23 protein-coding genes and 1 riboswitch are annotated in these 21,367 nt (G+C 38.6%); of the genes, 14 read left to right on the top strand and 9 right to left on the bottom strand.

All coding sequences use genetic code 11. The features are described 5' to 3' along the window. The first annotated feature begins 12 nt into the window (after positions 1–12). The 8 genes from ACFX4W_RS22755 to ACFX4W_RS22720 all read left to right on the top strand — a co-directional run bounded on the left by ACFX4W_RS22755 (position 13) and on the right by ACFX4W_RS22720 (position 8,027). Entirely contained in the window at positions 13–657 is a 645-nt protein-coding gene (locus ACFX4W_RS22755; protein ID WP_043981534.1) for a bifunctional 4-hydroxy-2-oxoglutarate aldolase/2-dehydro-3-deoxy-phosphogluconate aldolase, read from the top strand. Positions 658–758: 101 nt separating this feature from the next. Next, positions 759–1,769 (top strand): LacI family DNA-binding transcriptional regulator, encoded by a 1,011-nt coding sequence (locus ACFX4W_RS22750; protein WP_043981535.1) that lies wholly within the window; start codon positions 759–761, stop codon positions 1,767–1,769. A 102-nt stretch (positions 1,770–1,871) separates the two neighbouring features. Further along, complete coding sequence (hxlA, locus tag ACFX4W_RS22745) at positions 1,872–2,507, top strand: 3-hexulose-6-phosphate synthase (RefSeq protein WP_043981536.1); 636 nt, start codon at positions 1,872–1,874, stop codon at positions 2,505–2,507. Beyond that, complete coding sequence (hxlB, locus tag ACFX4W_RS22740) at positions 2,507–3,055, top strand: 6-phospho-3-hexuloisomerase (protein ID WP_028412834.1); 549 nt, start codon at positions 2,507–2,509, stop codon at positions 3,053–3,055. Before hxlA ends, hxlB begins: the two co-directional genes overlap by 1 nt. A gap of 313 nt (positions 3,056–3,368) precedes the next feature. Next, on the top strand, positions 3,369–4,340 hold the full coding sequence (locus tag ACFX4W_RS22735) for a DHH family phosphoesterase (RefSeq protein ID WP_043981537.1): 972 nt from the start codon (positions 3,369–3,371) through the stop codon (positions 4,338–4,340). Positions 4,341–4,361: 21 nt separating this feature from the next. Next, the gene (locus ACFX4W_RS22730; protein WP_043981538.1) at positions 4,362–5,111 is read left to right on the top strand and encodes an SDR family oxidoreductase; all 750 of its coding nucleotides are present in this window, start codon (positions 4,362–4,364) and stop codon (positions 5,109–5,111) included. Between the two features lie 270 nt (positions 5,112–5,381). After that, positions 5,382–6,029: a nitroreductase family protein gene (locus ACFX4W_RS22725; RefSeq protein WP_043981539.1), complete on the top strand. Its 648-nt coding sequence runs from the start codon at positions 5,382–5,384 to the stop codon at positions 6,027–6,029. Positions 6,030–6,455: 426 nt separating this feature from the next. After that, positions 6,456–8,027, top strand: coding sequence for an APC family permease (locus ACFX4W_RS22720; protein WP_013057634.1), 1,572 nt, complete (start codon positions 6,456–6,458; stop codon positions 8,025–8,027). Between the two features lie 66 nt (positions 8,028–8,093). Here ACFX4W_RS22720 and ACFX4W_RS22715 read toward each other — a convergent pair whose 3' ends face one another. Next, on the bottom strand, positions 8,094–8,657 hold the full coding sequence (locus tag ACFX4W_RS22715) for a YdcF family protein (RefSeq protein ID WP_043981540.1): 564 nt from the start codon (positions 8,655–8,657) through the stop codon (positions 8,094–8,096). 147 nt (positions 8,658–8,804) lie between these two features. After that, positions 8,805–8,984: riboswitch (cobalamin riboswitch) on the top strand. A 92-nt stretch (positions 8,985–9,076) separates the two neighbouring features. On the opposite strand from ACFX4W_RS22715, the gene ACFX4W_RS22710 reads away from it, so the two are divergent. From ACFX4W_RS22710 to ACFX4W_RS22700, 3 genes are all read left to right on the top strand, one after another. Then, entirely contained in the window at positions 9,077–10,603 is a 1,527-nt protein-coding gene (locus ACFX4W_RS22710; protein WP_043981541.1) for a cobyric acid synthase, read from the top strand. Between the two features lie 205 nt (positions 10,604–10,808). Then, positions 10,809–11,867 (top strand): FecCD family ABC transporter permease, encoded by a 1,059-nt coding sequence (locus tag ACFX4W_RS22705; protein WP_043981542.1) that lies wholly within the window; start codon positions 10,809–10,811, stop codon positions 11,865–11,867. Further along, positions 11,864–13,147 (top strand): ABC transporter ATP-binding protein, encoded by a 1,284-nt coding sequence (locus ACFX4W_RS22700; protein ID WP_043981543.1) that lies wholly within the window; start codon positions 11,864–11,866, stop codon positions 13,145–13,147. The genes ACFX4W_RS22705 and ACFX4W_RS22700 overlap by 4 nt, the downstream gene beginning before the upstream one ends. Positions 13,148–13,164: 17 nt before the next feature. On the opposite strand, the gene ACFX4W_RS22695 is transcribed toward ACFX4W_RS22700, so the two are convergent. The 7 genes from ACFX4W_RS22695 to ACFX4W_RS22665 form a co-directional block, all read right to left on the bottom strand. After that, positions 13,165–13,986, bottom strand: coding sequence for a hypothetical protein (locus ACFX4W_RS22695; protein WP_043981544.1), 822 nt, complete (start codon positions 13,984–13,986; stop codon positions 13,165–13,167). Positions 13,987–14,030: 44 nt separating this feature from the next. Next, positions 14,031–14,456: an Hsp20/alpha crystallin family protein gene (locus tag ACFX4W_RS22690; protein ID WP_028409089.1), complete on the bottom strand. Its 426-nt coding sequence runs from the start codon at positions 14,454–14,456 to the stop codon at positions 14,031–14,033. Positions 14,457–14,545: 89 nt separating this feature from the next. After that, positions 14,546–15,049: an Hsp20/alpha crystallin family protein gene (locus ACFX4W_RS22685; RefSeq protein WP_013057627.1), complete on the bottom strand. Its 504-nt coding sequence runs from the start codon at positions 15,047–15,049 to the stop codon at positions 14,546–14,548. Between the two features lie 51 nt (positions 15,050–15,100). Continuing rightward, entirely contained in the window at positions 15,101–15,283 is a 183-nt protein-coding gene (locus tag ACFX4W_RS22680) for a spore germination protein (protein ID WP_280560724.1), read from the bottom strand. Positions 15,284–15,450: 167 nt separating this feature from the next. Continuing rightward, entirely contained in the window at positions 15,451–15,693 is a 243-nt protein-coding gene (locus ACFX4W_RS22675) for a spore germination protein (RefSeq protein ID WP_013057625.1), read from the bottom strand. Positions 15,694–15,836: 143 nt separating this feature from the next. Continuing rightward, on the bottom strand, positions 15,837–16,616 hold the full coding sequence (locus ACFX4W_RS22670) for an STAS domain-containing protein (RefSeq protein WP_013057624.1): 780 nt from the start codon (positions 16,614–16,616) through the stop codon (positions 15,837–15,839). Positions 16,617–16,799: 183 nt separating this feature from the next. Further along, on the bottom strand, positions 16,800–18,005 hold the full coding sequence (locus tag ACFX4W_RS22665) for a TcaA 3rd/4th domain-containing protein (RefSeq protein ID WP_043981545.1): 1,206 nt from the start codon (positions 18,003–18,005) through the stop codon (positions 16,800–16,802). 198 nt (positions 18,006–18,203) lie between these two features. Here ACFX4W_RS22665 and ACFX4W_RS22660 point away from each other — a divergent pair, with 198 nt between their 5' ends. The 3 genes from ACFX4W_RS22660 (at position 18,204) to ACFX4W_RS22650 (ending at position 20,942) form a co-directional block, all read left to right on the top strand. Further along, on the top strand, positions 18,204–19,349 hold the full coding sequence (locus tag ACFX4W_RS22660; RefSeq protein ID WP_043981546.1) for an acyl-CoA dehydrogenase family protein: 1,146 nt from the start codon (positions 18,204–18,206) through the stop codon (positions 19,347–19,349). Positions 19,350–19,439: 90 nt separating this feature from the next. Next, complete coding sequence (locus ACFX4W_RS22655; protein ID WP_013083723.1) at positions 19,440–19,994, top strand: GrpB family protein; 555 nt, start codon at positions 19,440–19,442, stop codon at positions 19,992–19,994. A gap of 15 nt (positions 19,995–20,009) precedes the next feature. Beyond that, the gene (locus ACFX4W_RS22650; RefSeq protein WP_043981547.1) at positions 20,010–20,942 is read left to right on the top strand and encodes an alpha/beta hydrolase; all 933 of its coding nucleotides are present in this window, start codon (positions 20,010–20,012) and stop codon (positions 20,940–20,942) included. Positions 20,943–21,201: 259 nt separating this feature from the next. Here the strand turns inward: ACFX4W_RS22650 and ACFX4W_RS22645 are convergent, their stop codons facing one another. After that, complete coding sequence (locus ACFX4W_RS22645; RefSeq protein WP_013057618.1) at positions 21,202–21,354, bottom strand: YflJ family protein; 153 nt, start codon at positions 21,352–21,354, stop codon at positions 21,202–21,204. Positions 21,355–21,367: the final 13 nt, after the last annotated feature.

Below are 21,367 nucleotides of genomic sequence, written 5' to 3'. Positions count from 1 at the left end.
AGGAGAATTGAGATGCATATTGAGAAAATTACAAGTAGCGGTATTGTAGCGGTCATTCGAGGAGCAAGTGCTGAGCGAATTATTCCGCTTGCCTACGCATTAAAAGAAGGCGGAGTAACAAACCTAGAAATTACAATGGAGAACCCTGCTGCCGTAGAGGTTATTAAAGAACTAAAAAATGAATTTGACGACTCGATGTTTATTGGAGCCGGAACTGTTCTAGACGAAGAAACAGCACGAATTGCCATTATGGCAGGAGCGTCATTTATTTTTTCTCCTACGGTTAATGAACGAACAATTAAAACGGCTAAAAGGTACGGAGTCATTAGCGTGCCGGGCGCTTTTACACCCACTGAAATACTAACAGCCTATGAATACGGGGCAGATATGATTAAAGTCTTCCCGGCAAGCGTAGTAGGCCCAGCTTATTTTAAAAATATAGCAGGGCCGCTTCCTCATATTCCATTAATGCCAACGGGCGGCGTTACGGCTGAAAATGCCGGCGCTTATATTAAAGCTGGAGCAGCTGCTATTGGGGCAGGAAGCACATTAGTGGATGGAAAGCAGCTTCCAACTCCTGAATACTTACTTCAAGTAACCAAGGAAGCGAAGCGTTTTACTAATGAAATTCAAGAAGCTAGGCTTGCGTACGCTTAATAAATAAAGCCTTCTGCTAGCAAGAAGGCTTTTCCTTTTTCGTTTTTTTCGTTTACACTAGGAGTAGCATAATTTTAGGGATTGAATGAAAAGGACGGATTATGATGCAAAAAGTTACTATGCTGGACGTTGCAAAAGCAGCAAATGTCTCCAAAAGCACCGTATCACAATACATTAACAAACGGTATGAATATATGGGCGAAGAAACACGAAAGAAAATTAAAGAAGCGATTGATACACTCGGCTATCAGCCCAATTATCTAGCAAGGAGCTTAAAACAAAAGCGAACGTCAATGATTGGGATTATTGTCGCGAATATTATGCACAGATTTTCTACTGAAGTCATTCGTGCAATTGAAGACTATTGCCATTCACAAGATATACATGCCATCATCTGTAACGCAGATGATGACCCTGATAAAGAAAAGAAATATATTAATATGTTAAAAGCAAAGCAAGTAGATGGCCTTATTTTATTTCCAACGGGAGCCAATACTTCTCTTTATGAGCAGATGATCAAAGAAGAATATCCGGTTGTTATTATGGATCGCAAAATTCATGATGTAAAAGGAAAAATTCCATCCGTAGTGGCGAACAACCAAGAAGCCACAAAACAGGCTATTTTGCATCTCCTCGAGCTTGGACATAAGCATATAGCGATTATTACAGAACCATTAACTATTACACCCCGGATTGAACGTGTAGAAGGGTACAAAGAAGCGTTAACATCAGCCAATATGCCTGTAAATGAATTCATGATTATCAACTGCAAAAAAGCGGACATGCAAAAAGCGCTTGAGAAGCTATTTGCAGCCGATAATTCGCCGACAGCGCTGCTTGCTGGAAACGATTTAGTATTCATTGAAGTGCAGAAATTTATTAAACAACACGGATTTAATATCCCAAATGATTTATCTTTAATTGTTTATGATAATATTCCTTACGCAGATGTAGCAACGCCTGCTGTTACGACGATTTCGCAGCCAGCTTTTGATATGGGAACAAAAGCAGCAGATTTACTTATTAAACAAATTTTAAAAGAAAAGATAGCTTATGAAGAGTACCAGTATGAGTGTGAATTAATTATTCGAGAAACAACTTTGTCGCATTAAACTAAAAAGAGCGCCTATGGCGTGCTCTTTTTAGCTCATCAAAATATTGGTTTTTTTTACGCAGTTACTAAACCGGTTTAGTAAAAAGTGAGGAGAAAAAATATGAAGATACAATTAGCATTAGATCGTGTCACAATTGAAGAAGCTATTATCCTTGCCAAGCTGGCAGAACCCTCTGTTGATTGGATTGAAGTAGGTACATCTCTTATAAAAGAGTATGGAATTGAAAGCATTTATAAAATCAAACAGGCATTTCCGCACAAGACGATTGTAGCAGATATCAAAACGATTGATAACGCAGAGTATGAGTTTACAATGTGCTATCAAGCAGGTGCAGATATAGCAACAGTCATGGGTGTATCACCTTTACCTACGATAGATACTTGCGCAAATGTCAGCGAAAAATGGAATAAAAAAATGATGGTTGATTTATTAAACACGTCAAGCAGCTCGCAAAAGCAAGTGGGTATTTATAGAAACGCTATTTTTTGCCATCATATCAGCAAAGACGAGCAAGAAAAAGAAGGAAAATCGCTGAGTCAAATAAATTTGCGGCAATATTTTCATTCAGATGCCCAAATAGCAGTAGCAGGAGGAATTAATCCAACCTCAGCAGCATCATTACTTCAAATGAAGGCGGACGTCGCGATTATTGGATCAGCGATTACAAAAAGTGCGGATGTGGCAGAAGCATCTGCTGAATTTCAAAACTTATTTATGAGCAGGGGGAACGTATAATGACAAAAACACAAACGATTTTAGACGAAATTACGGCCGTAATGAATCACATAAAAGAACCGCAAATAGAAGAAGTAGCGTTTTCACTTTACCAAGCAAAACGGATTTTTGTTATAGGCGAAGGCCGCTCTGGGTTAATGGGCAAATCGTTTGCGATGAGACTGATGCATTTAGGTGCGACAGTATATGTTGTAGGGGAGACCATTACTCCTTCGATTGCAGCAGGTGACGTGTTGGTGGCTGTATCTGGTTCAGGAAAAACACAGCAAGTGGTGAGTGTAGCTAAAAAAGCCAAAGAAGTAGGATGTTCAGTTATCGGCATTTCAGCTAGTACAGAATCACCGTTAACTGCTCATACTGATGAGCTGCTGCACATTCCCGCTGCAACCAAATACCGAAGCGAAAATGAAGCAGCTTCCATTCAGCCACTTGGCTCGTTATTTGATCAATGTGCTCACGTTGTATTTGATACCATTTGTTTAGAATACGGGAATTTGAATCACACGGATCATGAACAGGCATTTAAGCAGCACAGTAATTTAGAATAAGAGGAAAGAGGCTAGAACAAAAGTAGGTTATTTAAAAGAAAATCCGAACGATGAATCGAGATTCTTGATAAAGAATCACATTCGTTCGGATTTTTTCATTGGTATTGATGAGCGTAGGTTTCATGTGTGTAGTTGCTTCTAGCTGTTGATTGAATCGATGTAGTTATGTCTCACTCTCTTTTGATACAGGTAAGTCTAAATCTGAACGTTGACTTCACTTCAAAGTAAATAACAGCATTTTTATGCTGAAATTGCTATAATATACAAGCCGGTACATATACTAAGGCGACTGAAAATAAAGGAGTTTTGATTAATGACAAAAATAAAATTAATTTCACATAACGATTTAGACGGGGTAAGTCCAGCACTATTGGGTCGGTTAGCGTTTGGTGATGATAACTTTGATTACAGCACGGTAAGCATTGGCCGCATCAATGACACAGTGACACATTTTATTGAAGAAGAAAACGATGGAGACACAGCTTTATACATAACGGATATTAGCGTAAATGAGGAAGTAGCGGAAAAATTAAATGAACTGGTAAAAAAAGGCCAGAAAATCACTCTTATTGACCATCATATCTCTGCTCTTCCACTAGCTCAGAAATACGATTGGGTTCATGTTATTGCAGAAGACGAAAACGGTAAAAAGACGGCAGCTACATCTCTTTTCTACGACTACTTAGTGCGCAACAACATGCTCCAAAAAACGGCGTTGCTTGATGAGTACGTAGAACTTGTGCGCTTATTCGATACGTGGGACTGGTTCCATGAAAATAACTTGAAAGCAAAGCGCCTTAATCACCTATATTATCTAATCCCGCATGAAGAATTTAAAGAAACCATTCTAGAAACGCTTCGTGAATCGTACCATACTGAAAAGCAAGAATTTACGTTTACGGACAAACACGAAATTTTACTAGAAGCAGAAGAAAAAAAGATTGAAAAATACATTTATGATAAACAAAAACAAATCATAAAAGAAAGGGTTGAAATTGCTAACACAGCGTACAACGCAGGGATTGTATTCGCGGATACATATCAGTCTGAGCTAGGAAATGCACTGTGTCTAGAAAACGAAGATATCGACTTTTCCGTTATGGTGGACATGGGACGCCAAAAGATTGGGTTCCGTGCAGTAAAAGACGAAATCAACTTAGCAGAAATTGTTGGGCACCTTGGAGGAGGAGGTCACCCAAAAGCTTCTGGATGCAAGTTAACGGCTGAAACGTTTGCTCTTTTCGTCACGGATCACTTGTTTAAAGACGAAGAAAAAAGTGAATAAAGCGTATAAGGAGGAGATGATATGTCGTTTAAAGATTTAGTTGTTGTTGTTACCGGAGCTGCGAACGGAATAGGTAAAGATGTATCCCGCGCATACGCGAAACAAGGTGCAAAAGTGGTATTGGCAGATGTGGACGAAACCGAAGGAGAACGTCACGCAGAAGCTATTCAAAGACAAGGCGGAGAAGCCATTTTTGTGAAAACAGACGTCCGAAAAGAAGGCGACATTTTAAATCTCGTTGAAAAAACGGTCAGTACGTATGAAACGATACATATTTTGATTAATAATGCAGGCGTTTCCCGCTGGAAATCACCGTATGAGCTAACCATTGATGAATGGGATGACATTATCAATACGAACCTGCGCAGCGTGTTTCTATGCTCTCGCGAAGCAGCTAAGGTGATGAGAAAAAACGAAAGCGGAGGCTCCATTGTAAACTTAGCGTCTACGAGAGCTACAATGTCTGAACCTCACACAGAAGCCTATGCGGCTACAAAAGGAGGAATCGTTGCTTTAACTCATGCACTTTCCATTTCACTTGGTGATGACAACATCACAGTAAATGCTATTTCTCCAGGATGGATTGAGACATCTGACTACGATGGCCTTCGTGAAATCGATCATACGCAGCATCCGTCTAATCGGGTGGGAACGCCAGCGGATATCTCAAGAGCGTGTATGTATTTAACAAACGTTGAAAATGATTTTGTAACAGGAGCTAACCTCGTAGTAGACGGGGGAATGACGCGAAAGATGATTTATGAACATTAAGCATCTACGAAAAAAGACTGCCGTATTTAGCAGTCTTTTTTCATATAATCATCAAAAGAAAACGATAATAATTTTTTCTTGACAGAACAAAATAATCATTGTAAAGTAAGTTACATAAAGTAATTAAATTTCAATTAATATTTTTTTAGTTTAATATCTCGAATTAGAGATATAAGAATTCATTATATCTTGTTTATCTCCTTTTATCAGGGGGAAGGGTATAAACATGCAATTTAAGCTTAAAAAAACAAACAATTAGGAGTGTGGAAAATGGGTTTTTTAGATAAATTATTTGATAAATCAAGTGATCAACAACAGGTTGGAAAAGATTTTTATGAAGCAATTAAAAACCGACGTTCTATTTATGCAATTGATAAAAATGTAAAAATATCAGAAGAAAAAATTGAAGAAATTATCAACTTTTCAGTGAAACATACTCCTTCAGCATTTAATTCCCAAAGCGCACGCGTAGTCGTTTTATTTGGCGAACAGCATGATAAAGTATGGAATATTACGAGAGAAACGCTTCGTAAAATTGTTCCAGCTGAAAATTTTTCAGATACGGATCAAAAAATGAACTTATTCGGAAGCGGCTATGGAACAGTTCTTTTCTTTGAAGATCAAGAAGTAGTGGAAGGGCTCCAAAAGCAGTTTGCATCTTACAGCGAAAATTTCCCGGTTTGGTCTAACCAATCATCAGGCATGCTGCAGCATGTGATTTGGACAGCGCTTGAGCTCGAAGGTCTAGGAGCAACATTACAGCATTACAATCCATTGATTGACGATGAAGTAAAAGCAGCTTGGAATATTCCAAGCTCATGGAAATTAATTGCCCAAATGCCATTTGGTAATCCTGTGTCACCTGCGGGAGAAAAAGAATTTCAACCGCTAACTGAACGTGTAAAAGTATTTAAATAAGCAAAATAAGAGGTACGGACAAAATTATTTTAGTTGAAGCAAAATCCGAACGATAAATCGTTCGGATTTTTTCATTGGTACGGCAAGCGTAGGTGTTGCGTATGTAGCTGCTTCTAGCGGTTGATTTCGTTATGTCTCAGCCTCTTTTTTTTCAGCAAATAGTTTGAATATTCTTTTATGTTTAACCTAAGAAAAATGCGGTTAAATAGGAGGATGAGTCCTCAAATCTTCTGTGGAATTTATGCGCTATACATAAGCAATTCAACGATGTTTTACAAAAAAATAAAGTTTTTAACTTGGTTTTTTAGAGAATATTTGTTAACATATCCACTTGTGAGGTCTTAGTAAGAGGAGGATGATGTAAAGAATCCCATATCGGACGCAAGGGCGTAGATATGTGGAGTGGGAATTTTAAAGGAGGATTTTATGTCTGATCAAGGAAATCAAGGAAAATTTAAAAAATCAATATCGTTACTTGACCTAACGTTAATTGGGATGGGAGCTATTTTTGGTTCCGCCTGGTTATTTGCGGTTAGTAACGTAGCGTCAAAGGCTGGTCCAGCCGGAAGTTTTTCGTGGCTGATTGGCGGAGTCATTATTTTACTTATCGGTTTAGTGTATGCTGAACTTGGAGCAGCGCTGCCGCGTACCGGTGGAATTATCCGTTATCCGGTTTACTCACATGGTCATTTAGTGGGTTACTTAATTTCATTCATTACCATTATTGCTTACACAAGTTTGATTGCCATCGAGGTAACGGCTGTACGTCAGTATGTTGCGTTTTGGCTTCCTGGTCTAACTAAACATGGTTCTGAATCGCCTACTACAATCGGCTGGTTATTTCAGTTCGCGTTATTAACGCTATTTTTTATCATTAACTACGTAAGTGTAAAAGCATTTGCTAAGTCAAATGTCATTATATCTGTGTTCAAATATGCGGTTCCTCTTACAATTATCGTCGTGTTGGCTTATCACTTTAAATCAGCTAACTTTACAACTGGCGATTTTGCTCCGTTTGGTTTTAATGGTATCCAAGCAGCCATTTCAACAGGTGGCGTTATGTTTGCTTACCTAGGACTTCACCCTATTGTTTCTGTAGCCAGTGAAGTTAAAAACCCGCAGCGTAATATTCCAATCGCGCTCATTATCTGTATTGTACTTTCAGCGATTATTTACACAGCACTGCAAGTATTGTTCATTGGTAACATCCCGGCTGATATGCTATCAGGAGGATGGGGAACAATTCAAGAGCAATTCTCTTTACCATTTAAAGATATTGCACTTATTTTAGGCCTTGGCTGGTTAGTAACGCTTGTTATTTTTGATGCTATTTTATCACCAGGCGGTAACGGGAACATCTTCATGAATACAACTTCTCGTTTAGTTTATGCTTGGTCTCGTAATGGAACATTATTTAAACGTTTCTCAAAAGTAGATAAGAAAACAGGAATTCCACGTGCGTCACTATGGCTATCATTTGGAATGTCCGTATTCTGGACACTGCCATTTCCTTCTTGGGAAGCGCTAGTAAACGTATGTTCAGTGGCACTTATTCTGTCTTATGCGATTGCGCCAATTTCAGCTGCTGCATTCAGAGTAAATGCAAAAGACCTTAAAAAACCTTTTAAATTAAAAGGCATGAGCGTTATTGCTCCTGTTTCATTTATTTTCTGTTCATACATCGTATATTGGTCAGGGTGGACGACAATTTCTTGGCTGCTAGGATCACAGCTTCTAATGGTTGTTATCTACGTAGCGTTTAAGAAATACGTACCAACTGACGTTGTAAAATTTGCACAGCAGCTTAAATCTGCTTGGTGGCTAGTTGCTTATTATATTATTATGCTTGTTATCTCTTATCTAGGTTCATTTGGTGGAGGACAAGGTGTGCTAAGCAACCCGCTTGACTTAATTTTAATTGCCCTTGTTTCACTTGGTATTTTCTACTGGGCGAAATACACAGGTTTACCAAAAGCAGTTATCGATACAGATGATTAATAAAAAACACGGCATGAATTCATGCCGTGTTTTTTATTTGTAGAGCTACTTACTCTATTTATTTATTTATTTATCAAACAGCCATGTTTTTAAAATAGCAGCATACTCACGAAAGTAGGCTTGAAGTTTAATTGAATTTGGTGTTTTTGCACCTAAAGGATAAACGTCAAAGCCTTGACGTTTGGCAATAATAGAGGCGCGAAATAAATGAAAATCACTGCTAACAAGTACGACTTTTTTGTGTTGAATATCAACTTTCTGTTTAGTAAAAGTAAAATTCTCAAAAGTAGAAGTTGACTGATCTTCTTTTATAATTCGATTCTTCTTAATTCCTTCTTTCCGCAGAAAACGATAGGCTGCCTCTGCTTCAGAAATTTCTTCATCGGATCCTTTTCCGCCCGTTACGATAACTTTTGTTTGTTGATTTGCTTGTAAATAAGATAAGGCCGTCTTTACTCGTTCTTTTAAACTAGGAGACATTTGGTCACCATCTACTTTAGAACCTAAAATGAGCACATAATCTGCGTTTTGTGGAACAGGCTTGTGAGCAGTTTGATACATACAAAAAGATGTGATTGCTATATAAAGAACAAACACGCTGATAAAGACATAAATGATTTTTTTCTTCAACTGTGAGCACCTTCCTAGCTATTCCATAAGATGTTTGGAAAATAATTGTTATTATAGCATACGAGACCCAAATAAGTATAAACACAGTAATATATAATAATAGAAGAAAATCGTTATTGTGAATGGTTATAAAATTCGTTACAATAAAGAATAAATGATTTTAAAAGTGCCTCTAAGGAGGATAATAGGGAAATCGGTGTAAATCCGGTGCAGCCCCCGCTACTGTAAATGTGGATGAACCTGCAAAGACCCACTAGTCAAACTAGGAAGGGTGCAGAAGTAAAATGAAGCATAAGCCAGGAGACCTGCTTTTAAAAACCCCTTATTTTTCGGTGGGAGAAATAAGTCAAGACAATGTGTTAATGAGCGCATGACCAAACCTTGACTTTTACAGTTAAGGTTTTTTTATGTGGTAGGGAGTGGAAAAAGTGAAAAAAGGAAAACCGCTTATGATTCAAGGAACGCACTCAGACGCTGGAAAAAGCATGATTGCTACAGCATTTTGCCGTATTTTTAAAGAAGACGGCTATCAAACTGCACCGTTTAAATCGCAAAATATGGCGCTTAATTCATACATTACAATGGATGGAAAAGAAATTGGCAGAGCGCAAGGAATTCAAGCAGAAGCGGCTGGAGTAGAAGCAACAACCAATATGAACCCTATTTTAATTAAACCTACTCGTGATCATGAATCTCAAATAGTTGTTCACGGAAAACCGCTACGTAATATGTTTGCTTTTCAGTATCGGCAAGAATTTTTTAATGAAGGTTTGAACGTTATCACGGAAGCTTATAAAGAGCTGGCCAATCATTATGATCGAATTGTGATTGAAGGCGCTGGAAGTCCTGCCGAAGTCAATTTGAACGATCGAGAACTCGTAAATATGCGCGTTGCAAAAATAGCAGAAGCGCCTGTTGTGTTAGTAGGAGATATTGATAAAGGTGGCGTTTTCGCGAGCCTAGTGGGTACTCTTCAATTGCTTCCAGATGAACACAAGTCTAGAGTTATCGGAGTGTTAATTAATAAATTCCGAGGAGATTTAGAACTTTTAAAACCAGGGTTGAAGTGGTTTGAAGAATACACGGGTGTTCCGGTTCTAGGAGTTATTCCTTATATGAACAACGTGGAAATTGATGCGGAAGATTCGTTATCACTTAGAAATTACTCAACGCTTGTGAATCCCTTAAAAGAAATTGATATTGCGGTCATCTCGTACCCGCGCATCTCAAATTTTACAGACATCGATCCTTTAAGCTTAGAAGAAGACTGTCACGTGAGGCTTGTAACCAAGCCGTCGCAATTAGGTACGCCTGATTTAATTGTTTTGCCAGGAAGCAAAAATACGATTGAAGATGCTCAGTTTTTACAAGAAAGCGGCCTGGATCTAGCCATTAATCAAGTCTTGAACACAACGAACGTTCACGTCATTGGCATCTGCGGAGGATATCAAATGCTAGGGGAGACAATTACAGACCCTGATGCAGTAGAATCTCGGATTGAGTCCATTAAAGGGCTGGGCTTGCTTCCAGTGGAAACGGTTATGACAACCAGCAAAAAAACAGAAAGAGTTTCTGGGTATGTCCAGTTAGAAAATGAAAGAGTTTCGATTGAAGGCTACGAAATTCATATGGGAAAGACGGTTTCTAAGAGCACCACGAAAGCTTTTGCAGTGGTAGAGCATGAAAAAGAAGGAACGGTTAAAGACAATGTCATTGGCACGTATGTTCATGATGTGTTTCATAACGATTCTTTGCGCAGAGCTTTGCTTAATCAAATTCGTAAACATAAAAAATTGCCGCCTATTACGGACACATTCAACAGTCGCCTGCAAAAAGAGGAGTCTTTTTCAAAAGCAGCAGCATATGTGAGAGAAGCCGTAGATATGGAAAAGCTGTATCAGTTAATAGACAACTATAAAAGTCCGGAGCAAACACAAAAAGTATAGCTTGTAGAGGCTTTCGCTTGTTTTTTTACCAAGAACTTTAGTACGCTATTCTACGTTGCACAGTTCAACAGTCTAGCACTCGTAACAAATAAAAGATGATTGTTTCCAACTTAATGCATGGTGGAAGCATGGTTTATGGACAGGAAAATGAATGGTTAATGTAATATAAAACATCACGCCTCGTTTCCTAGAGGAGCTGAACGTATTGATTTTTAAACGTATTTTTTTTAACAAAGCATCTATTTTATACATAGTCAGTTTATTTATTGTATGTACTTCGATAATTATGGGCGTATTTATTGGTACAGTTTCGTTAACCGTAGGAGATACAATCAAAATTATTATTGGCCACCTTACCGGGCTATCCTTATATCACGGTCCGGAAAACATGGATTTAATCATTTGGCAAATTCGTTTTCCAAGAGTACTGGTGGCATTTTTAGTAGGAGCTTCGCTTTCAATAGCAGGGGCTGCCTTTCAAGGGCTATTAAGAAACTCGCTTGCCGATCCTTATACGATTGGGGTTTCCTCAGGTGCAACCCTTGGCTCTGTCATGGCAATTTATTTTCATTGGAGTATTTTTGGTTTGTCTATCTTCACGCTGCCTGTAGTCGGCATTGTATCTGGTTTTATTACTCTTCTTTTAGTTTTTGGTATTACAAAACTCGCAAGCGGCAATTTGGCCAATGAAACCATCATCTTAGCGGGGATTATTTTATCATCCTTTATGAGCGCGCTTATTTCATTAATTGTGGCTCTTTCTCCCGAAGAAGATGTAAGGCAGGTTTTATATTGGCTAATGGGAAGCGTATCAATGAGAGGATGGTCTCATATTCAAATTTTAGGGCCGTTCTTTTTGATTGGTACAATTATGCTGTTGTTACATGTAAAAGAGCTGAACGGCTTAGCATTTGGCGATCAATCCGCTCAGTTTATGGGAATAGACGTAAAGAAGAAAAAAAGAATGATTTTAATAGGTGCATCCGTATTAACAGGGGCTGCGGTATCAGTATCTGGGGCAATTGGATTTGTTGGCTTAGTTATCCCCCACGTAGTTCGTCTCGTAGCGGGAGCTAATCATAAGCATGTACTGCCGCTTTCTATTTTAATTGGAGGAAGTTATTTGGTTTTAGCAGATTTATTGGCACGAACGATATTAGAACCTCGTGAACTGCCGATTGGAGTCGTAACTGCCTTAATTGGTTCGCCGATTTTTACCCTGCTCCTTGTAAAAGAACGTATGCGGAAAAGAGGAATATCATGATTGAACTATATAATGTGACAGGAGGATACGATAAGCAGCAGCCGACCGTTCGTGACATCACGTTCACCGTAGACAAAGGTTCTTTTGTCGCTTTACTAGGACCAAATGGAAGCGGGAAAACAACGCTTATTCGCTTAATTATGAATGTATTAACCATTCAATCAGGAGAAGTGAAGGTGGAAGGAAAGTCAGTGAAGGCTTATTCACCAAAACAACTGGCGCAAAAAGTTGCAGTCATGACGCAAGAAAATCAAATTGGGCTAGAATTTACGGTTCAAGAAATTGTTTCACTTGGACGTTACCCTTATCAGGCAAAAGGATTGTTTAGCACTGTATCAGCACAGGATGAAGAAGTGGTGGAAAGCGTGATGAAATTAACAAACGTCTGGCACTATAGAAATCATACTTTTCAATCGCTAAGCGGTGGAGAAAAACAGCGGGTTTTACTGGCTAAAGCACTAGCGCAAGAACCTGACTACTTACTTCTTGATGAACCAACGAATCACTTAGATGTAAAACATACAATGGAACTGCTTCAGCTGTTAAAAACTTTACAGCAGGAAATGAGCTTGACGGTCCTAGCCATTTTGCATGATCTCAACATTGCCTCGCTGTTTGCAGATAATGCCGTGTTACTGAAAGATGGAAGAGTAGAAGAAACGGGGATGGATGCCATTTTTCAGGATGCAGCTACGTTAAAAAGAGTATATGGCGTTGATTTGCATGTATTTCACCATCCTGCTGTGAATAAGCGACAAATTGCTTTTGTGCCGCCGTATCAATATCCAGAGACGGACTTCCATGAGTTGTATCAGTTGCAAAAGGAACCGGGCAAGCTATGTTTATCTTTTGTTCGTCCTTTGAGAACTCTTTCGCTGGGTTCCAATGAAACAGGTCTAGACTGGTGTCAAGAAATTATTCAACAGCAAAGCAGTGCTAACGCGGCGTGGAAATCTGCGTCTTTATCTAGTTATGAAGTTCGCTTAAAAGACGATAAAGGTTACTCGTGGCTGGCTGTGCTGACATATAGACAAAAAGAAAACGAAGTAAATATTGTTCTACTAACAAATGCGCCGTTTTCGGACGGAAACTTACTTCATGCTGCGATGAAGGTAATTGAGTACCGGGCTTTCTTAGGAAAAACAGGACGTATTGTTGTAGCATCATCTCATCATAAAGAAGAAAATCAAGAAGAAATTTCAGAGTTCTTGATGGAACGCCTCCAAAAAGAATTACAACTATTTATGGAAACAAAAATGACCGATAATTGCTTTAAATAAGCAGTAGCGGTCATTTTTTATTCTTCGGAGTGATCATCAGATTTTTCTGTTTCACCTCCTGAACTCATCGTTGTTTCAGTTGTATGTTCATCAATCTTTTTTTCTTTTAGCTTAACAGAAAACAAGTCTTTGACTTCTTCATCTACTTGATCAGAGTCAGCGCTGTAAGTGGTGCCGATGTTTAAGTGACCGGTCAAATCTTTAATGCCTAGCTGGCCGAAATTATTACTAAGATCAATTTTGTCTAACAATACTTTTTCGACCATGATTTTTTCAACAACAATGGACTGCTTTGGCTGAGTTATTTCATCAATCTTTTTGTCAAGAGTTTTCACCATCTCATATAAGGCTGTATTAGACGATTCTTCCTTTAACGCAGAGAGCTGTTTTTGAATAGCTTCGAAATTAGGAGCTGACTGCATAGCCGAGAGTAAATGAGCTGTTTGCTCGTGCAGTTGAGACAGTGATTGAATAAGGTGAGCTGATTCATTTAATTGCTGATGAAGCTCTTCTATTTTAGGGATCGCGTCGGTTAAACGCGTCACTTGATCAATAATTCCCTGCAGGTTCAGCGCTGAATCTGTCGAAAGAGCAGGCTTTGTGAATTCAGCTTCAGCAGAGGTCTTAGGCTCCATTTGGCTAGGCAACTTCTTTGGCTGTTGAGGGGGTTTTTTTAGATTAGACTGTTTTTTAGCTTTCATCTTTTCCGGTAATTCTTTCCGCTTTTGATTAGAACGTTGGTCTATGGGACCTGCTTTTTTTTGAGTTGGAAGGGAAGACGGGTTTATTTTACGGACTGTTTCAATTTTAGGCGATTGTTTAAACCACTTAGAAAACATGAAATTCCCTGCCTTTCATGCTACGTATAGTTCTGCACAATAAATTACAAATCAAATTTCACATGCAAAAGACCATCTTTAAATGATGCGTGACACGGCGCTTCCCCTACACCAGGCGGAAGGATGATTGATCGTTGAAACGTTCCTTCACGTCTTTCTTTGTGAAGAACATTTGCATCCTTCACGGTTAAAAGAGATGAACCGGATATGTGTAAAGTATTTTCATGCATGGTCAATTCGACGTCTGTTCGTTTAGCACCGGGTATTTCAATTACAACTAACAGCTGATTTGCCCATTCATATACATCAATTAAAGGATAATCTCGGTACTCATTTACAATTTGAGGAGAAGCATCTGCTTCCGTATCATTCTTTTCTTCATGATCATCATCAAAAATCTTTTCCCAAAATTTCGTATGGTTTTCTTCTTGTAACGTTTCTGCCCACTTTTTAAATTTTCCGTGATTCATATTTGTCACCTTCTTTAAAAAAATAAAACAAGTCCTTTTGCAGCTTTCTATTTTATATGTATGCATGAAAACAGAAAAAAACGTCCACTTTAATCTAAATCGTGGACGTCTATTTGAGACATAGGAATATTAACATGTTTAGGCATCCGGATTTCCAACACTCCGGAACGATAGATGGCGCGTGTGCCTTTTTTACGAACCGAACAAGGAAGCTGAATTTCTTCTTTGAAGGATTCTTCTCCATCTATTCCTTCAATCGTACACACATATGGCGTATGATAGACTTTAATGCTTGATACAATATCGCGGTTAGGGATTTTTAGCTGCACAATGCATTCATCTAATGTATTGATGACGTTTGAATCAAATCTTCTTGGCTTTTGTCCATGACCTTCAGTTCCCATATCCTGCTGTTCTTTCATCATGTCTTGGGCTTGCTTAAAGAATTCATTTCCTTGCATAAAATCCGGAAAAGAATGGGACATGGTAGAAGAAATCATTTGCTGAATATACTTATTCATGTCTTTAGATGCCATTCCTTTTGGGATATTTTCCATCATTCCTTTAAAAGGAGACTTTCCAAATGGAAACATATTTACACACCTCCTTGTAATGTGCCAAGTAAAACGACAAAATTGTTAAAGCTAAATTTGATTTCCAATTGGAGCTGAAGGGTTTGCAATTTGATCTTGATCACTTACATCAGGATCTAACACGCCCGTATTCATTTGAGAGCAAGTAGGAGAGAAGTTACCTAAAGAGAAATTCGCGCCGTTAAACTTGGAGTTCGCCGTGTGACTGTTTTGAACGGTGGAACCAAAATCAATATTTGCGTTTTACGTGACACCGTTTGTTACGATATTAAAAACGTTAATTTGAAGAGGCATAAAGAGACTCCTTACTGTTTTTATTCATTCTACTCCAACGGTCTATTGCGTTCAGAGAGAATGTATTCACCGTTTGTCGTCATGCTGTTGACAAGCATTGCCCTATATCACTGCTGATAACCATTGACATGATCAACGTTTGCAATATCTGTTTGGTCATTTGTATCAGGATCGATATAAATGTTTCGCATTTTCGAGGAAGCAGGTGAGACATCGCCATAAGAAGAGTTCGTACCAGTGGATTTTGAATGAGCCGTGTGACTGTTATGGAGTGCTTCGCCAATGTTGACAGAACCGTTGCTTGAGATACTGTTGATCTTTAAATTATAAATGTTAATAACACTTGGCATACGCTCTCACCCTTTTCTATGGTTGATTAATGTATCCTATGATGATAAGTGCCTAAACGTTCACAATTCCTCATAACTAAAATCGCCTTTTCCGATTGAAGGAAAAAGCGATTGAGAGAGGATTACTTAATGATATGATGGGCTTATGAAATGGGTGCAATACGATAATTCTTTTTTTCTAAAATGTAAGAGATGCTTTGTTGGACAGTGGAAAATGTTCGCCAATTAAACTGAGAATCTACAAGCGAAAGAGCCATTTTTGAAGAAAGACCAACAATAAGGCAAGTGGTACCAATCAAACGCAAAGCATCGTGAAGCGTGTTAATATAATAACCGTGTTCTTCATCTAACGAATGAAGGGAAGATAAATCAATAAGCAAATAGCGCGCCTGTTCTTTTACAACTGCCTCCAATACCGTTTCAGTTAGCTTCTTGCCACGTTCTATATCCATCTTACCGGTAATGGGCACAGCTAAAACCTCGTCCCATATTTTTAATAAAGGTGTGGACAAATCCTCAATTAACCGTTCTTTTTCAAGCTCTGCTTCGGCTTGATCTGTAAAGTCTAATAGCATAAGCAAGTAGCCATAACGCTCGCCGTCTTTTGTATCAATAGGGTGAATCACAGCTTCTGCTACGTATTGACTGCCAATCGTTATACGCGTTCGGTAGGTTGTATGAAGAGAGGTGAGTAATTTTTCCGCTTCTTCAGAATTGGAATGAAAGAAGTCCATATGCTTTCCAATTAACTCTTCGATATGAGATAACTGGTAGATTGGGAGTACTGGCTGGAGTGTTTCAATTGCTCTTGCATTCATCCACTGCACACGATAGTCTTTATCTGCAATGATCATGGTTTCTTGAATATTTTCTAAAATCAAATGGCCATTAAGCTTTTGTGGAAGTCGTCCAATTCCATTCATTCTCCATCTCTCCTTATGTGTGTATTAAGTTTATGTACATCTACTTTATATTTTACAGTGAAAAGAATAAAGAAGGCTATAAGAAATTTATTAACGTGTATAGGGATTATGGTATGTAAAAAAACGTTGGAGTAAGCACTCGCTTCAATTAAAAAACTCCCCTGTGCAAAAGGGGAGTGCACCTTACTCATATGATTTAATAAAATCAACGTTGTATTTTTCAACGCTTGATAAGTAGGAATCTCTAAATGATGAATCAGGCGTATACCATGACTTTTCATAAAAATAGGCTTGAAGATCTTTCGATTTAAATACATACCCATGCCGCGCATAGATTTCATTTCGAGCTAGCCTTAGTTCACTCGAGCTCAAACTGCTAATATCACTATAGCGTAATTTGTAAGAATCCGAACCAGCAAGAATATAAGAGCTTGAAGTAGCATAAGAGCGCGGCCCAGGCACGATCACTTCTCGTTCTTTTATGACGGTTTTTTCCTTTTCGACGGGCGGCGTTTGTATATTTAACATAATACTTTCTTCACTTTGAATAGTGTAGGGACTGCTTTTGAACGTTGTGCCGTCTTTTTGCACTTCTGCATGAACAGTGACGCTTCCATCCGTGGCAACAGGCCCTATTTGTGATGAGCTATTCACCTGCAGTCCCGTGCTTTTTCCATTTACGAATAAAATAGCGTCATCTCTATTCGATGAGATTGTAACGTAAGCCCCTTTAAATACCACAGATATATTTTCTTCTTTTTGCCGGTGAAAATTTACAGTGGTTTGGTCTGTAAGTTTTCCATAAGAGCTTTCATAAGAAGCCGTAAGCGGGTAATTTCCAATCATAAAAGGCCCTATTTTTTGCGTTTGATTCTTGGATATCGATTGTTTTGTATCATTGACTGTAACCGTTGTATCCTCTGGCGTGGTGAGGGAGATATAATATGACGACGGCACAACCACGTACTGTTTTTTGAAGAGTAGTGAATGTTTCTGTTCTTTTATTGTAAAGTAGATACTCGATTTATTTTTTAAATCATTTTCAACGTCTCGTAAAATAGAACCATCGGAAGTTGCGTCTAACAGAGCTTGAATAGATGTGTCATTAATAACTATAGTAGACTGCGAAGAGTCTAATAACTCTCTTAACACAGCTGTATCTTTCGATTCTAATGCCTCAATAAAGCGGTCAGCCGTCTTTTCTTCTGAGCCAGCGAAAAAGAAATAAAATACAAAAGTTAAAAGAAGGATAAGCGCAATACCCCCGCCAATATACCAGCTCTTTTTATGCTTAGCTGCAGCTGGGGACACGATGAAAGAAAAGCCGCAGTTATTGCAAAATAATTGGTCTGTGCTTGCACTGGCCCCGCATTTTGGACATTGATTCATTCACACCATTCCTTTCTTTTTATTCCATTAAATGTATGGAATGCGCAGGTAAAACAGACCATTAAATTGGAAAAATAATAGATTCAACAAGAAAGATAAACACACCAAACATGCACAGAAAAGGCGAGGTATGCTATGATAAGAACTATATATTAATCCGATAGGGACACTCTGTCATATAAAAAGGAGATGAAGCAAATGAGTGTTTCATTTGTAAATAAAAATCAAGAGTCTACGTATGAAAAATTGCAGCCTCTAGTCGAAAAATTTAAGAAACGAGCTTTTAAAATAGATGAAGAAGGTACGTTTCCCTTTGAAAATATTCAAGAGTTAAAAGAAGCGGGCTATACACGTCTTTCTCTCGAAAGCAAATATGGCGGAGATGAATTACGCCTTTATGATTTTTTATTATTTCAAGAATTAATTGCTCAAGGAGATGCTTCTACGGCTCTTAGTATTGGATGGCATATGGGGATTACAATGGACTTACGTGAAAAAAAGCCTTGGAATCAGCAAATTCTCGATTTTATTTTTAAAGAAATAGAAAAAGGTGCACTTATTAACACCGCTGCTACTGAACCGAAGACGGGAAGTCCTACTCGAGGAGGAAAACCGGAAACGACAGCCGTGAAAACAAAAGAAGGCTGGCGAATCAATGGCCGAAAAACATTCACCACGATGTCTCCAGTGTTAAATTACTTTTTGGTAAAAGCAAGCATTGAAGGTCAAGAAGAGATCGGCTTGTTTTTAATTCCTCGTGAAACAAGCGGACTTTCAATAGAAGAAACATGGGATATGATTGCAATGCGCGGGACAGGAAGTCATGATCTTGTGCTAGAAAACGTCGATATTAAACACGACTTTCTTGTTGAACGCCTCAGTGGTTTTAAAAAGAATGAGCCAAGCGGCTGGCTGCTTCATATACCAGCTTGCTACATGGGTACAGCCATCGCAGCAAGAGATTATGCTGTCGCATTTGCTGCAGAATATTCGCCTAATAGTATTGAAGGAACGATTAGCGAGCTGCCAAATGTGCAGCGTTTAGTAGGAGAGATGGAACTTGAACTTATGCAGGCGCGTCACTTTATGTACAGCGTGGCAAGTAAATGGGATGAAACCGGCGACCGATCAGCATTAGCGGGAGAGTTAGCAGCTGTCAAACACGTAGTGACCAATAGTGCCTGTACGGTTGTCGACAAAGCAATGCGCATAGTGGGGGCGAGAAGCTTGCAGCGCAGTAATCCGCTGCAGCGCTATTATAGAGACGTACGTGCTGGGCTTCACAACCCTCCAATGGATGATATGACGATTATTAATTTAGCGAAGCAGGCGTTTGCTAGATAAAACTTAATAACATGTTAAATGATGAAAAACTGCTTATTATAGGCTATTCTATAATAAGCAGTTTTTTCGTTGCAAGAGGAGGAATTGAAGATGAAGTCCGTAAGAGAAATTCAGCTGACACCCTATAATATCGCGTGGGAAAAGGAATTTTCAAAAGAAGCTGCCACCTTAACAACTATAATGTCAGCTCAAGTTTTAGAGGTTCATCATATCGGAAGCACTGCTGTTCCTGGCCTAAGCGCAAAACCGATTATTGATTTACTTATTGAAGTGAAAGATATAAAGAAAGTAGATACATATAATCAGAGGATGGAACAGCTTGGTTACGAAGCGAAAGGTGAAAACGGCATAAAAGGAAGACGATACTTCCAAAAAGGCGGAAATGAAAGAACGCACCATGTTCATATTTATGAAAAAGGTCATCCAGAAATTAATCGGCATATATGGTTTCGAGATTATCTGCGAACTCACCCTGATACAGCAAAAGAATACGAAACGTTGAAAATAGAACTAGCGCATCGCTATCGCTTTGAACCAGAAAAATATGTGGAAAATAAAACGAATTTTATTCATAAAATAGACGTGCTAGCTTTAAAATGGAGAAAGGGCAGCAGCAATAAGAATAGGAAAGATGATCTTAGATAAAAAGGAGGAACGAGCTTGACTCCAGTTCTAAATCGACAGCCAAATACAGGAAAAAAGAAAAAAACAATATGGATCAGCCTGATATCCTTTGTTATTCTTTGTTTTGTACTTTGTACGGCAATTTCTCTTTATGTAGGCATAAGCCTGACAAAACTAGATAAAAATCCTGCTGTGAAAAATCCTGGTGATTACGGCATGCACTATAGCAATCAAGTATTTTTGAGCAAAGACGGAATAACCCATTTAAAAGGATGGATGATCGAACCAACGGAACAGCCAAAAGCGACCATTATTATGTCACATGGATACGGAAATAACCGTGAAGCACAAGGAGCTGGCTTTCTGCCGCTGAGTAAGGAATTTGTAAAAGCGGGATATCGAGTAGTCATGTTTGACTTTAGAGATTCAGGAGACTCAGAAGGAGATCAAACGACGATTGGTGTAAAAGAACAGCTCGATTTATTAGGCGTTATTCAGAAAATGAAAGAAACAACAAAAGAGCCAATTGTGCTCTACGGCATTTCAATGGGAGCAGCTACTTCTTTATTAGCAGCTTCTCAAGAGGACGACGTAAAAGCGGTGGTAGCCGATAGTCCTTTTAGTGATTTAACCTCTTATTTAAAAGAAAATCTATCTGTATGGTCTCATTTACCAAACTTTCCGTTTACACCGCTAACAATTGCTATTCTTCCTGTTATTGCAGATGCAAATCCTGCTGAAGCTAGTCCTATTAAAGCAGTCGAGCATATTTACCCTCGACCAATTTTATTTATACACAGCACAGGAGATACAAAAATTCCTTACACTGAAAGTGAAAAAATGGCTAAAACGCACCCAGATGCTTTTCACTTCTGGAAAACCGATAAAGCAGAACACGTGCAAAATTATCATGTATACAAAAAAGAATATGTAAAGCGCGTATTATCTTTTATTGAGCAATCGCTGTAAAAAAAAAAGAGGCTGGGACAAAAATATTTTAGACGAAATGTAAAACGAACCATTGATCAAGACTTTTGATTAGTGGTTCGTTTTTTTGTTAGGACAAACGTAGATTTCATGTGTGTAAATCTTTCTAGCTGTTGACGAAGACTCCTGCGGAAAGCGAAGCCTTGCACGGAAATCAACTGCGGCGTCTCAAGCAGTTCAGCTCATATATCCCATTTGTTCATCTTTAGATGGGATTCATTTCGTTATGTCTCAACCTCTTTTAGCCGTTGATTTTACCTTGTTCTATAAGCTCAGCATATAAATTACGAAGAATGTAGGTTTTATAACTTTCTAGCTTTCTTCCATCGATTTTAGAGATATTGGCCGCTTTTAACTGCTGAACAAACCAGCCCTTTGAATAGATATGAGCCATTGTTAATCACTCC

The sequence above is a fragment of the Priestia sp. YIM B13489 genome (assembly GCF_042787645.1).
GTDB lineage: Bacteria > Bacillota > Bacilli > Bacillales > Bacillaceae_H > Priestia > Priestia megaterium.
This window is presented reverse-complemented; position numbering and strand designations above follow the sequence as displayed.